The 333-nt window shown below is 51.1% G+C and carries 1 pseudogene; it reads right to left on the reverse strand.

Annotated features, from left to right (window positions below):
* Positions 1 to 333 (reverse strand): annotated as a pseudogene (locus tag FKP33_RS26840) (phospholipase D-like domain-containing protein); the annotation flags it as partial.

Genomic DNA, 333 nt, shown 5'->3' on the forward strand with positions numbered 1-333 from the left:
CGCGGCTGTTTTGATGGCCATCATGATATCCGCATCGGGTATAAAATAAGGGTTGGTCACGTCGATGGTTCGGGTCGCCTGCGTCAGGCAGATGAAATGCATTTCCCGAATGACCGGGGTAGGCAGCCCGGGATTGCCTTCAAATATCTGTATATAGACGCTATGCGAATCCTCGGATGGGGAAGCTTTTCCAGTTTGGGTGCTCTCCATCGTTCCCAGCTCCGATCCCCATTCCCATCCGTATCCGGATCGTTCCGTTTTGCCGGATGGAAAGGGATGAATGGCTTTATCGTCTGAAAGTTGAGCCAATTCAGGGATAAATTTTGCCTTTCC

The sequence above is a fragment of the Paenibacillus sp. tmac-D7 genome, from assembly GCF_006519665.1.
Taxonomy (GTDB): Bacteria; Bacillota; Bacilli; order Paenibacillales; family NBRC-103111; genus Paenibacillus_G; species Paenibacillus_G validus.